This is a genomic window from Halomonas sp. SL1, from assembly GCF_003030865.2.
GTDB classification, from domain to species: domain Bacteria; phylum Pseudomonadota; class Gammaproteobacteria; order Pseudomonadales; family Halomonadaceae; genus Halomonas; species Halomonas halophila.
This window is the reverse complement of the sequence record NZ_PYUQ02000001.1, coordinates 11,601-24,104: the sequence shown is the minus strand read 5'-3', so window position 1 is coordinate 24,104 and position 12,504 is coordinate 11,601. Positions and strand designations below refer to the sequence as shown.

At 69.3% G+C, this 12,504-nt stretch carries 10 protein-coding genes; 4 read left to right on the top strand and 6 right to left on the bottom strand.

The window, feature by feature from the left end; translation table 11 throughout:
- Positions 1-7: 7 nt before the first annotated feature.
- Together C9J49_RS00115 and C9J49_RS00110 are read right to left on the bottom strand one after the other, a co-directional pair.
- The gene (locus C9J49_RS00115; protein ID WP_107181010.1) at positions 8-1,558 is read right to left on the bottom strand and encodes a malonyl-CoA synthase; all 1,551 of its coding nucleotides are present in this window, start codon (positions 1,556-1,558) and stop codon (positions 8-10) included.
- Positions 1,559-1,595: 37 nt separating this feature from the next.
- Entirely contained in the window at positions 1,596-2,963 is a 1,368-nt protein-coding gene (locus C9J49_RS00110) for a malonyl-CoA decarboxylase (protein WP_181454219.1), read from the bottom strand.
- A 134-nt stretch (positions 2,964-3,097) separates the two neighbouring features.
- Between C9J49_RS00110 and C9J49_RS00105 the strand changes: the two genes are divergently transcribed.
- Positions 3,098-3,769 (top strand): GntR family transcriptional regulator, encoded by a 672-nt coding sequence (locus tag C9J49_RS00105; protein ID WP_107181008.1) that lies wholly within the window; start codon positions 3,098-3,100, stop codon positions 3,767-3,769.
- 85 nt (positions 3,770-3,854) lie between these two features.
- Here the strand turns inward: C9J49_RS00105 and fadA are convergent, their stop codons facing one another.
- A complete protein-coding gene (gene fadA / locus C9J49_RS00100) occupies positions 3,855-5,033 on the bottom strand; it encodes an acetyl-CoA C-acyltransferase FadA (RefSeq protein ID WP_107181007.1) in 1,179 nt (392 codons plus the stop codon).
- A 20-nt stretch (positions 5,034-5,053) separates the two neighbouring features.
- The gene (gene fadB / locus C9J49_RS00095) at positions 5,054-7,219 is read right to left on the bottom strand and encodes a fatty acid oxidation complex subunit alpha FadB (RefSeq protein ID WP_046077836.1); all 2,166 of its coding nucleotides are present in this window, start codon (positions 7,217-7,219) and stop codon (positions 5,054-5,056) included.
- A gap of 146 nt (positions 7,220-7,365) precedes the next feature.
- Here fadB and C9J49_RS00090 point away from each other — a divergent pair, with 146 nt between their 5' ends.
- Positions 7,366-8,526 carry a DUF5924 family protein gene (locus C9J49_RS00090; RefSeq protein WP_046077835.1) on the top strand — a complete coding sequence of 387 codons (1,161 nt, stop codon included), beginning with the start codon at positions 7,366-7,368 and terminating at the stop codon, positions 8,524-8,526.
- A gap of 72 nt (positions 8,527-8,598) precedes the next feature.
- Positions 8,599-9,039 carry a transcriptional regulator SlyA gene (gene slyA / locus C9J49_RS00085; RefSeq protein WP_035595941.1) on the top strand — a complete coding sequence of 147 codons (441 nt, stop codon included), beginning with the start codon at positions 8,599-8,601 and terminating at the stop codon, positions 9,037-9,039.
- A 58-nt stretch (positions 9,040-9,097) separates the two neighbouring features.
- Here the strand turns inward: slyA and C9J49_RS00080 are convergent, their stop codons facing one another.
- On the bottom strand, positions 9,098-9,628 hold the full coding sequence (locus C9J49_RS00080) for a preprotein translocase subunit YajC (RefSeq protein ID WP_107181006.1): 531 nt from the start codon (positions 9,626-9,628) through the stop codon (positions 9,098-9,100).
- Positions 9,629-9,734: 106 nt separating this feature from the next.
- Between C9J49_RS00080 and C9J49_RS00075 the strand changes: the two genes are divergently transcribed.
- Positions 9,735-10,187 (top strand): universal stress protein, encoded by a 453-nt coding sequence (locus tag C9J49_RS00075; protein WP_046077832.1) that lies wholly within the window; start codon positions 9,735-9,737, stop codon positions 10,185-10,187.
- 307 nt (positions 10,188-10,494) lie between these two features.
- Here the strand turns inward: C9J49_RS00075 and C9J49_RS00070 are convergent, their stop codons facing one another.
- Positions 10,495-12,441 (bottom strand): ATP-binding cassette domain-containing protein, encoded by a 1,947-nt coding sequence (locus C9J49_RS00070; protein ID WP_107181005.1) that lies wholly within the window; start codon positions 12,439-12,441, stop codon positions 10,495-10,497.
- Between the last annotated feature and the right edge of the window lie 63 nt (positions 12,442-12,504).

Here is a 12,504-nt window from a genome sequence, read left to right as displayed (position 1 = left end):
TATTCCCTCATCCTGCCGTGGCGGCCACCTCCTTCACGGCGTAGAGGTCGGCATAGGCGTCGCGCAGCTGGTTCTTCTGCACCTTGCCCATCACGTTGCGCGGCAGCGCCTCGATGGTGAACACCCGCTTGGGCTGCTTGTAGCGCGCCAACCGGTCGGCGAGCGCCGCCTGGACGGCCGCCTCGTCGGGGGCGACCTCGCCCTCGCGGGCCACGATCACCGCGGTGACGCCCTCGCCGAGGTCAGGATGCCCGACGCCGAACACCGCGGACTCGGCGACGCCCGGCAGCTCGTCGATCAGCTGCTCGACCTCCTTCGGATAGACGTTGTAGCCGCCGGAGATCACCAGGTCCTTGTCGCGGCCGACGATGTGCAGGTAGCCGTCGGCATCGATCCGCCCCAGGTCGCCGGTGATGAAGAAGCCGTCGTCGCGGAATTCGCTGCGGGTCTTCTCCGGCATCTGCCAGTAGCCCCGGAAGACGTTGTCGCCGCGCACCTCCACCCGCCCGGTCTCGCCGCGGGGCAGCTCGGCGCCGCTGTCGCGGTCGGTGATGCGCACCTCGCTGCCCGGCAGCGGGAAGCCGACCGTGCCGGGGCGCCGCTCGCCGTCGTAGGGATTGGAGGTGTTCATGTTGGTCTCGGTCATGCCGTAGCGTTCGAGGATGACATGGCCGGTCCGCTCTCGGAATTGATCATGCGTCTCAGCCAGCAGCGGCGCCGAGCCGGAGACGAACAGCCGCATGTTGGCCACGGCCTCGCGGTCCAGCCGCGGCGACTGCAGCAGCCGGGTGTAGAAGGTCGGCACGCCCATCAGCACCGTGGCCCGGGGCATCAGGTCGAGCAGCTGCTCGACGTCGAGCCTGGGCAGGAAGGTCATCGAGGCGCCCACCGTCAGCACGATGTTGCAGGCCACGAACAGCCCGTGGGTATGGAAGATCGGCAGCGCATGCAGCAGGTGGTCGTCGGCGGTGAAGCGCCAGGCCTCGGCCAGCGCCCGGCTGTTGGAGGCCAGGTTGGCGTGGCTGAGCATCGCCCCCTTGGAACGCCCGGTGGTGCCGGAGGTGTAGAGGATCGCCGCCAGGTCATCGGCCTCGAGGCAGGCGATCTCGGTCATCGGCTCGGCGTCGGCGGCACGTTCCATCAGGCTGCCGTCGCCGGCCGTGCCCAGGCTCTCCACGTGGACCACCAGCCCCTCCTGGTAGAAGCGATTGGCGTCCGACGCCCGCGCCGGCGGGCACACGTAGAGCTGCGGCGCGGCGTCGCCCAGGAAGTACGCGATCTCGGCGCCGGTATAGCCGGTGTTGAGGGGCAGGTAGACCGCGCCGGCCTGCAGGCAGGCCAGGTAGAGCATGATCGCCTCGGGGCTCTTGTCGACCTGCACCGCCACCCGATCGCCGGGCTGCACGTCGAGGGACTGCAGCACCCCGGCCAGGCGCCGGGAGGTCTCGAGCACCTCGCCGTAGGCGTAGCGACGCCCGTCGGGAGTGTCGATCAGGGTCTTGTCGGGCGTGGCGCGGAAGTGATGCTCGAACTGCAGGAACAGATTGTGATGGTGCATGGCAGTCGTCCTCGTGATCGTGGGGAAATCGGGGGAATCAGGCATCGGCCGGCGCGGCCAGCAGCGGCTGGGCGCGTCTGGCCTGGCGCTGGATGTCGCCGGCGCAGACCACGCTGCCCTCGCGGCTGTAGGCCTCGTGGTTCTGCTCGATGCGGTCCGGCTCGTAGCGGTAGTTGACCATCAGGCCATGGGCCTGACGGCAGCCCTTGGCGGAGATGTCGGCGGGCCAGTTCAGGCGGTGCAGGCTCGCCCCGTTGCCCAGGTGAAAGCGCGCCACCGGATCCCGGGGCAGGCCGTGGCGCCGCTTGGCCTCGATGAGATAGTGGGCGGCCAGTGCCGTGAGCTCGGGCTCGAGCGCCTCCCGGGCCGCCGGATCGTCGCGCCAGGCGGTGGCGTCGAGCGCATCGGCGGTCTCGGGCGACAGCCGGCACTCGCCGGCCTCGCGGCGCTCCGAAAGCCACTTGGCGAAGCCCGGCACCGGCGACAGGGTCACGAAGTTGGCGAGCTCTGGCAGCTCGCGCTGGAGCTCCTGTACCACCTGTTTGATCAGGAAGTTGCCGAAGGAAATGCCCTTCAGGCCGGCCTGGCAGTTGCTGATGCTGTAGAACACCGCGGTGTCGGCGTCCTGGGGCGCCACCTCGTCGCCGCCGGCCAGCAGCGTCTGGATATTGCCGGGAATGCCGCGACACAGCGCCACCTCGACGAAGATCAGCGGCTCGTCGCCGATGGCCGGGTGGAAGAAGGCGTAGCAGCGCCGGTCCTCGGGATCGAGGCGCCGACGCAGATCGTTCCAGTCCTGAATCTCGTGCACCGCCTCGTAGCGGATCAGCTTCTCGAGCACCGCCGCCGGGGTGTTCCAGTCGATGCTCCGGAGCACCAGGAAGCCGCGGTTGAACCAGGACGCGAACAGGTGCGCGAAGTCCTCGTCGAGGCCGGCCAGCGCCGGCGCCTCGCCGAGATGCCCCAGCAGGTCGGCGCGCATCTTGACCAGCTCGACGGTGCCGCCGGGGCACAGGTTGAGCCGGCGCAGCAGCTCCTGGCGCGGCGGCTCGCAGGCCTCGATCAGCGCCCGCAGACCGGCCTCGTCCTCGCCCTCGCGATAGGCCGCATAGGCGGCATGGATCGCCTCGGGTCGCGCGCCGTGTCGCTCGGCGAGCCGGCTCAGGAAGTCACGACGCGCCTCGGCCTCCAGGGCGGCATAGCCGTCGAGCACCCGCCGGGCGACCAGGATCTGCGAGGCCTCGCCGCCGCCTCCGGCCAGCAGGGCGTCGCAGGCCGAGGTGAGCTCGTCGAGACCGGGCGTCGCCGCCCCCTGCCCTCCGCTGACGCCGCGCTCCCGCCCCGGGCGCTGGCGGGCCCGACGGGCGACGCTCGACAGCAGGCCTTCCAGGAAATCCATGTTCATCTTCATGCCGCGTCCTCCAGAGACCAGGGCCGTCTTGCGGTGGCGTTGATTCGGCACATGGAATACATGATGCCGAGTTGTTATATATAACAGGTAGGTTCAAGATATAGTTGTGTCAAGCGGGAGGACAGCAAATGAGCAAGGTTTCCCAGGCGCAGCGACTGCGCGACCTGCTGGAAGACGCCATCATCAAGGGGCGCTACCCGCCCGGGGCACGCCTCGATCCGGAGGCCCTGGAGCGGGAGTACGACTGCTCGCGCACGCCGGTCCGCGAGGCGATCCAGCAGCTGGCGATGTCGGGCATGGTGAAGGTGGTGCCGAAGCGCGGCACCTTCGTGACCCAGCTCAGCGTGGCCGAGCTGGTGGAACGCTTCGAGGTGATGGCCGAACTGGAGGGCATGTGCGCGCGGCTGGCGGCGCGGCGCATCGGCGCCGAGGAACTGGAGGCGCTGCGCGAGGCCCACGAGGCCTGCCGACGCATGGCCGAGGCCGGCGACGCCAACGGCTACTACTACGAGAACAGCATCTTCCATCAGCGCATCTACGAGGCCAGCCACAACGCCTTCCTGGCCCAGGAGGCCACCCGGCTGCACGCGGTGCTGCAGCCCTACCGACGCATGCAGCTGCACCTGCGCCACCGCCCGGAGCGCTCGCTGGCCGAGCACGAGGCGGTGCTGGACGCCATCGCCGCCGGCGACGAGCAGCGCGCCCAGACCGAGCTCGTCTCTCACGTCCAGATCCAGGGCGAGCGCTTCAATGACCTGGTCGCCTCGGTGCAGCAGCTCCAGCAGACCGGCAACGACTGAGCCCCGATGACTGAACACCAACGACGACGGCACCCCTCGGGGTGCCGTCGTCATGGAGAGCCACTTCGCGGACGCGCTGCCGTCGTCAGCGGAGGCGCTCGAACACCGTGGCCACGCCCTGCCCCATGCCGATGCACATGGTCGCCAGGCCCAGGCTGGTGTCCTGCTCGCGCATCACGTTGAGCAGCGTGGTGCAGATGCGCGCCCCGGAGCAGCCCAGCGGGTGGCCCAGGGCGATGGCGCCGCCGTGCAGGTTGACCGCCTCGTCCATGCGGTCGCGCAGGCCCAGGTCCTTGAGCACCGGCAGCGACTGGGCGGCGAAGGCCTCGTTGAGCTCCACGGTCTGGATGTCGTCCATGGTCAGCCCCGCCACCTTCAGCGCCTTCTTCGAGGCCGGCACCGGACCGTAGCCCATGATCGAGGCATCGCAGCCCGCCACCCCGGTGGAGAGCACCCGGGCGATGGGCTCGAGGCCCAGCGCCTCGGCCCGCTCGGCGCTCATCACCGCCATGCCGCTGGCGCCCACCGACAGCGCCGAGGAGGTGCCGGCGGTGACGGTGCCGCCCTTGGGGTCGAAGGCCGGCTTGAGCTCGGCCATCGCCTCGAGGCTGGCGTCGTCGCGGATCACCTCGTCACGGTCGACCCGCACCCGGTAGCCGCGCGAATCATGGCCCTCGACGCCGACGATCTCGCGGTCGAAGCCGCCACCGTCCCGGGCCTCCCTGGCCAGCCGGTGGGAGCGCACGCCGAAGGCGTCCTGATCCTCGCGCGAGATGCCATGCATCTTGCCCAGCAGCTCGGCGGTCAGGCCCATCATCATCGCCGCCTTGGCGGCGTGCTTGCTGGCCGCCGGATTGACGTCGATGCCGTGGGTCATGGGCACGTGCTCCATGTGCTCGACGCCGCCGATCACGTAGACGTCGCCCATGCCGGCGCGGATGTTGGCCGCGGCGATGTGCAGCGCGCTCATCGAGGAGCCGCACAGCCGGTTGACGGTCTGGGCGGGCACGCTGCGCGGGATGCCGGTCATGATCGCCGCGTTACGGGCGATGTTCATGGCCTGCTCCAGGGTCTGGTTCACGCAGCCCCAGATGACGTCGTCGACCTCTTTCGGGTCGAGCCCCGGGTTGCGGTCGAACAGCGCCTGCATGACGGCGGCGGACAGGTTCTCGGCGCGCACGTGGCGGAAGGCGCCGTTCCTGGCCCGGGCCATGGCGGTGCGCACGCCGTCGACCACCACGATGTCTCTCGGATGCAAACTCATCGATACTGTCTCCCTGTGAATCAGGCCGGGTCGGCGTCGCGGTGAAAGCGCTGGCCGCTGCGCGCCATCTCGCGCAGCCCGTCGGTGGGCGCGTAGAGCGGCCCCAGCTCAGCGGCGAGCTCGTCCGCCTGGGCGACGAAGGCCTCCGCCCCCATGGCATCGATGTAGCGCAGCGCCCCGCCGCGGAACGGCGGGAAGCCGATGCCGTAGATCAGCGCCATGTCGGCCTCGGCGGCACTGCCGACGATGCCGTCCTCGAGGCAGCGCACCGCCTCCAGGCACAGCGGCACCATCATCCGCGCGATGATCGCCTCGTCGGAGAACTCCCGCTCGCCCTCGGCCACCTGCCGCACCAGCGCCAGCGCCTCGTCGTCCTCGACCTTCTGGGGCTTGCCCTTCCTGTCTTCCTCGTAGGCGTAGAAGCCCTTGCCATTCTTCTGGCCGAGGCGCTCGTGCTCGACCATCAGCGGGATCACGCCGCCACTCATCTCGCCCATGCGCTCGGGGAAGCCTTCGGCCATCACCTCGCCGGCGTGCAGCGCGGTATCCATGCCCACCACGTCGAGCAGGTAGGCCGGCCCCATCGGCCAGCCGAAGCGCTCCATCACCTTGTCGACCCGGCGGAAGTCGGCGCCCTGGGCCACCAGGGCGCTGAAGCCGCCGAAGTAGGGGAACAGGATGCGGTTGACCAGAAACCCCGGGCAATCGTTGACCACGATCGGCGTCTTGCCCATCTGGCGGGCGTAGGCGACGGTGGCCGCCACGGCGGCGTCACCGGTCTTCTCGCCGCGGATCACCTCCACCAGCGGCATGCGGTGCACCGGGTTGAAGAAGTGCATGCCGCAGAACTGCTCGGGGCGCTTCAGGTGCTCGGCCAGCCGGGTGATGGAGATGGTCGAGGTATTGGAGGCGAGGATGGCATCGTCACCCAGCGCCGCCTCGGCCTCGGCCAGCACCGCGCCCTTGACCTTGGGGTTCTCCACCACGGCCTCGACCACCAGGTCGACCTCGCCGAAGTCGCCGTAGGACAGCGTCGGGCGAATGTGAGTCAGCCGCTCGGCCATCTGCTCGGTGGTAAGTTTCTTTCGCTCGACCTGCTTGGCGAACAGCTTGCGGGCCTCCTTGAGGCCGAGGTCGATGGCCTCGGCCTTGATGTCCTTCATCAGGATCGGCGTGCCCTTGGAGGCGCTCTGGTAGGCGATGCCGCCGCCCATGATGCCGGCGCCCAGCACCGCGGCCCGCTCGACGGGGCGCGCCTGCTTGGCATAGCGACCGCCGGCCTTCTTGACCGCCTGGTCGTTGAGGAACAGCCCCACCAGGTTGTAGCAGACGTCGGTCTTCGCCAGTTTGGCGAAGGACGCGGCCTCGATCGCCTGGGCGCGCTCGCGGGTCTCGCCGGCGCCCTTCTGGATCACCTTGATCGCCTCGATCGGCGCCGGGTAGTGCGGCCCGGCCTTGCCGGCCACGTAGCCCTTGGCGGTCTCGAAGACCATCATCTGCTCGATGGCGTCGAGCCCGAGGGGCGAACGCTTCTCGGTGCGCCGGGCCTCGTGGTCGAGCTCGCCGCGGCGGGCGCGATCGAGCAGATCGCGGGCCGCCTCCTGCAGCGACTCGCCGGGCACCACGGCATCCACGGCACCCATACGAAGCGCCTCGTCGGCCTTGTTCTGGGTCCCGCCGGCGATCCACTCGATGGCGTTGTCGGCACCGATCAGTCGCGGCAGTCGCACGCAGCCGCCCCAGCCCGGCAGGATGCCCAGCTTGGTTTCCGGCAGGCCGAGCTGGGCCGAATCGCTCATCACCCGAAAGTCGGTGGTCAAGGCCAGCTCGCAGCCGCCACCCAGCGCCAGGCCGTTGAGGGCGGTGACGGTGGGAAACGGCAGATCCTCGATGGCATTGAAGATGCTGTGCACCCGCTCGAGCATGGTACGGATCTCGTCTTCCCCGCGCTCGAACATGCCATGGAACTCGGTGATGTCGGCGCCAACGACGAAGGCCTCCTTGGCGCTGGTCACGATCAGCCCTTCGAGGCCGGATTCGGCGCGGAGCGCCTCCACCGCCTCGGCGAGCTCGCCGACCACCGTCGACGACAGGGTGTTGACCGACTCGTCGCGGTGGTCGAGGGTCAGGGTGGCGACGGCGTCATCGTCGCGCGCCACGGTGATGGCATTGCCTTGGTAGATCATCCACGAATCTCCGTGCAGAAATTCATACGGCCGTTTGATTCCATCAGCTTGGGCCAGTCCACGAGGAGCGTCAAGCCCTGTTCGAGGCGATCGGCGTCGCTTCCCGGCGACTCCCGCCACCGGCGGCACCCTGCTAGGATGCGCCCATGACTGCCGACCGCCTGCCACCGCCCCCCGATTCCCGTGCCTCCCGCCTCGAGGGCTGGCACCACCGCTTCACCCGCGTGGCGGAACGCGCCCGCCGCTGGCACTGGCTGTGGCCGCCGGTGGCTTTCGCGGCCGGCGCGGCGAGCTTCTTCCTGGTGGAGCGCCAGCAGTGGCTGGGGGCCGCCCTGGCGCTCGGCATGCTGGTGGCCTGGGTGCTGCTGCTCACGGAGAGTCTGATCGCCCGCTGGCTGACCCACCGGGGCTATCCCGCCCTGCCGCGCGGCATCACCACCTTCATCGCCCAGATGGTCCACCAGGAGACACTGTTCTTCACCCTGCCGTTCCTGCTGGCGACGACCGTCTGGACCAGCGGCCAGGCGCTGTTCACGGCGCTGATGGTGGGGCTCGCGCTGCTGTCGATCCTCGACCCGCTCTACTACCGCCTGGCCGCCCGCCACCGCTGGCTCTACTTCGCCTTCCACGCCCAGTGCGTGTTCCTGGTGGTGCTGGTGACGCTGCCGACGGTGCTGCACCTGACCACCGGCGAGAGCCTGATCATCGCGCTGATCGCCATGATGGTCTTCAGCCTGCCGAGCCTGATGCAGCTGCTGCGGCCGATGAACACCGCCCGCTGGCTGGCCATGCTGGTGCTGCTGCCGCTGCTGGCCGGCCTCGGCTGGCTGGGACGCGCCTGGGTGCCGCCGGCCAGCCTGTGGCTCTCGGGCCATGCGCTGTCGCCCGGCTTCGACGAACAGACCCGCACGCCAGAGGGCGGCCTGCGGCTCACCCCGCAGGCGCTGGCCGCTCACGGGCTCTACGCCTACACGGCGATTCACGCCCCGCGGGGCCTGGAGGAGAAGGTCGTGCACGAATGGCGCCATGACGGCCGGCTGATCGATCGCATCCCGCTGCAGATTCAGGGCGGCCGCGAGGCAGGCTACCGGGCCTGGACGCACAAGCGTCACTTCCCGAAGGAAGCATCGGGCCGCTGGCGAGTGGACGTGATGACCGCCAGCGGCCAGCGGATCGGCGTGCTGCGTTTCCGGGTCAGCGACACGCCGGAACAGGCGACCTTAGCCGATGGTCGTATCCGCCTGCCGGTCGGGCTGCCGGGGCTCGACCTGCGGCGCCTCATCGCCCGGCCGGCGGAAGCACCGTAGAGTGCTAACGGCTTGCATTACACTCCGGAGCTCCGGACAATCCCATCAGATTCATCGTTTGTGCAGACACTCATGCAACAGAACATCGGTTTCACCCTTGCTCGACTGCCGCGCCTGTGGCGCGCGGTCATCGATCGTCGTCTGGCCCCCGAGGGGCTGACCCAGACACGCTGGGTCACGCTCTACCATCTGTGGCAGATGGGCGATGACCAGCCCCAATGCGACCTGGCGCGGACCATCGGGGTCGAGGCGCCGTCGCTGGTCCGCACCCTCGACCAGCTCGCCGAGCAGGGGCTGGTCAAACGCTGCCCCTGCGACAAGGACCGGCGCACCAAGCGCATCATGCTCACCGACGAGGCGATGCCGCTGCTCGAGCGCATCGACAACGTGGTCAGCGAGATCCGGGAAGAGATGCTGGCGGGCCTGTCCGACGAGGAGGTCGAACAGCTGGGCGACCTGCTGGGCCGCATCGAGGCCAACGGGCTGGCTATCCAGGCCCGGGAAGAAGGCTGACGCCGCTCCTCGTCCAGGCCCCGCCTCCGCCCTGGACGGACGATGCCCAGGCACCGCGCTAGCCGCGCGGTGGCCCAAGATCGGGCTGCCGTTCGGGGCGGTCCGGCCGCCCCGCGAGGCCATCGCGCAGCTCGTCCATGTCGGCGGCCATGGCCGCGAAGGCCTCCGTCCCCAGCGATTCATCCCACCACAGGATCAGCGCCTCGGCGCTCGACTCCACCGCTACCGCGTCCGCGGGAAGGCGTGCCAGCAGCGCCTCGAAACGGCCCCGCACGGCGGCCGGCAACGCATGCAGCGGTTCCTTGCGCCAGCGCCAGCCCTCGATGAAGGGCTTCAGGGCATCGCTGGCCTCGGCGTCGCGCAGCAGCAGGAAGTCGGGGCCTCGCCGACGGGGCGGATAGACCCAGCGATAGGCGGGACGCCGCCGGTCGTCCTGGTGAAGCGGCGACGGGTCGAGACGCACCTGGATCCCGGCCTGTCTGGCCGCCTCGCGCAGCGTCGTGGCGCGCTGCTCCCGGGGGCTCGGGCGAAGCCACATCGCCGGCGCGAACACCAGCCCGACGACGGCGGCAATGATCAACCAGACCATAAGCGTTTTCCGCTCCTCTCTTGATGCAAGTCGTTGTCTTGTCTCACCGTGCGTCCTAGAGTGGGAGGCAGCCACCTACCCTGGACCATCCGCCGGAGGCAATGCCATGAGCAACGAGTATCGTCACGTCCTGGTCGCCGTCGACCTGACCAAGGATTCCCACAAGGTGCTGGAGCGGGCGATGCAGATCGCCGACCGCAACGAGGCCAGGCTCTCCATCATGCATACCCTCGAGCCTCTCGGCTTCGCCTACGGCGGCGACATTCCCATGGATCTCACCAGCATTCAGGATCAGCTCGATGAGCACGCCAAGCAGCGCCTGTCCGAGATCGCCGATGCCCACGTGGCCAAGGAGAACCAGCACGTGGTGGTGGGCATGCCCGACACCGAGATCCACCGCTTCGCCGAGGAGCAGAACGTCGACCTGATCGTGGTCGGCTCCCACGGTCGCCACGGCTTCGCGCTGCTGCTGGGCTCCACCTCCACCGGCGTCCTGCATGGCGCCCAGTGCGACGTACTGGCGGTGCGGGTCGGCAAGGACGGCGAATCCGAGGAGTAAGCCTCTCCGTACATCGCACGATGCATACGAAAGGCGCCCCAGGGGCGCCTTTCTGCTTTAGCAGACACTCCACTGTGTTCGCTGGGCAGTGTCCAAGATTCGCGTCATGAGCGAAGATAGGTTGACCGCTGCCGGAGCGCAGAATCGAGCGAAGGTTCCGAGCCAACCGGAAGGCAGCCTGCCACATGAGGATTCCGATCGGACCGGCGCCCCGGTACCGCCGGCGGTCAAGATCGCCAGGTTTGTTCCCGACAAACCTACGCACTTCCCACATCCCTGTGGATCATCGAGCGCAATAGCGAATCCCTCAGGCTTCGCCGGCCGCCATCGCCTCCAACTCCATCCACCGCTCCATCGCGGTTTCGAGCGCTTCCTGCCGGTCGTTCAGCGCCTGCAGCGTCGCGGTGACCGTCTCGCTGTCCTGCTGGTAGAAGGCCGGATCGCCGACCTGCTCCTCGAAGTCGGCCACCGCCGCCTCCAGGCGCTCGATCTCCGCCGGCAGGCCGTCCAGCTCGCGCTGCAGCTTGTAGGACAGCTTGACGCGCTTCGGCGCGGCCTTGGCCGTCGCCTCGCTCTCGCTGGCCGATGCGGCCGGTTCGCTCGCCGCCGGGGCCTGCTCGGCGACCGGCTCCGCCGCCTGACGGGCCGCCCCCTCCCAGGGCGCCGGTGGCAGCTTGCCACCCTGGCGCACCCAGTCGTGGTAGCCGCCCACGTACTCGCGCACGCAGCCCTGGCCCTCGAAGGCCAGCACGCTGGTCACCACGTTGTCCATGAAGGCGCGGTCGTGGGACACCAGCAGCAGAGTGCCGTCGAAGTCGAGCAGCAGCTCCTCGAGCAGCTCCAGGGTCTCCACGTCCAGGTCGTTGGTCGGCTCGTCGAGCACCAGCACGTTGGCCGGCTGGGTGAACAGCTTGGCCAGCAGCAGGCGGTTGGACTCACCGCCGGACAGCGCCTTGACCGGCTGGCGCACGCGCTCCGGGGTGAACAGGAAGTCCTGCAGGTAGCTCATCACATGGCGATCGCGGCCGCCCACGGTGAGCCGGTCGCTGCCCTGGGCGACGTTGTCGTAGACCGTCTTCTCCGGCTCGAGGCCGGCGCGCAGCTGGTCGAAGTAGGCCACCTGCAGCTTGGTGCCCATCCGCACCTGCCCCTCGCTGGGCTCGAGCTCGCCGAGCAGGATCTTGAGCAGGGTCGTCTTGCCGGCGCCGTTGCGGCCGATCAGGCCGATGCGGTCGCCGCGCTGAATCTCGAGGTTGAGGTCGCGAATGACCGCCTCGCCGTCGTAGTACTGGGTGACGTGAGACAGCTCCACCACCCGCTTGCCACTGCGCTCGCCGGTGTCCACCGAGAGGCTGGCGCGGCCCTGGCGCTCGCGACGCTCGCCGCGGTCGCGACGCATCTGCTGCAGGGCGCGCACGCGGCCCTCGTTGCGGGTCCGGCGAGCCTTGATGCCCTGACGGATCCACGCCTCTTCCTGGGCCAGCTTCTTGTCGAACTCGGCGTTCTCGCGGGCCTCGACCTCGAGTTCGTGGGTCTTCTGCTCCTGGTATTTGGCGTAGTCGCCGGGATAGCGCCCCAGGCGGCCGCGGTCGAGCTCGAGGATGTTGGTGGCCAGCCGCGACAGGAAGGCGCGGTCGTGGGTGATGAACAGCACCGCGCCGTTGAAGGCGGACAGCTGTTCCTCCAGCCAGGCGATGGTGTCCAGGTCCAGGTGGTTGGTGGGCTCGTCGAGCAGCAGCAGGTCGGGCTCGACCACCAGCGCCTGCGCCAGCGCCACGCGCCGCCGCCAGCCGCCGGAGAGGTCCGCCATGGCGGCATCCGCCGGCAGCCCCAGGCGCGTCAGCACCACGTCGATGCGCTGGTGGAAGGACCAGCCGTCGATGGCCTCGAGGCGGGTCTGTAGCTGGGCCATCCGCGTCATGTCGGGCTCGGCCTGCTGCACCAGATGGTGATACTCGGACAGCAGCTCGCCGGCCTCGGGCAGGCCCTGGGCGACCACGTCGAAGATGGTCTCGCCGGAGGCGGCGGGCAGGTCCTGGGCGAGCACGCCGATCTTGAGGCCGGGCGCGCGCCAGATGGTGCCGCCGTCGGGCAGGCTCTCGCCCGACACCAGCTTGAGCAGGGTCGACTTGCCGGTTCCGTTGCGGCCCACCAGCGCCAGACGCTCGCCCTTCTCCAGCACCAGATCGGCGCCGTCGAGAAGCACATGGGTGCCGTAGGCCAGTTGCAGCTGTTCCAGACGTAGCAGGGTCACGCATTCACCTCATCGTTCGATCAAGCCGCCAGTGTAACGCATGCCTGCCCCGACGTGGCCCCA